This is a genomic window from Microbacterium sp. ZXX196 (assembly GCF_009709595.1).
In the GTDB taxonomy this organism is placed as follows: domain Bacteria; phylum Actinomycetota; class Actinomycetes; order Actinomycetales; family Microbacteriaceae; genus Microbacterium; species Microbacterium excoecariae.
On record NZ_WMEE01000254.1, the window covers coordinates 1 to 264 of the forward strand.

The 264-nt window shown below is 73.9% G+C and carries 1 protein-coding gene; it reads right to left on the bottom strand.

Annotated features, from left to right (window positions below; all coding sequences use genetic code 11):
- The coding region (locus GJQ66_RS14285; protein WP_196215920.1) for a helix-turn-helix domain-containing protein at positions 1-264 on the bottom strand (264 nt) is incomplete at both ends.

Consider the following 264-nt stretch of genomic DNA (forward strand, 5'->3'; position numbering starts at 1 on the left):
GTGTAGCCCGTCTGTTGCGCGACCACGCGGAGCGGTTGGTCGCCCGCGCGCAGCAGGTGTCCGGCGAGGGTGAGCCGCCACCAGGTCAGATAGCCCAGCGGCGGCTCGCCGACGAAGGCGGTGAACCGCTTCGCGAATGCCGCGCGCGACAGGCCCGCCACCGTGCCCAGCTCCTCCACCGTCCAGGGACGGGCCGGGTCGTGGTGGATCGCACTGAGCGCCTGTCCGATCGCCGGATCACGCAGGGCCGCCGCCCAGCCGGTG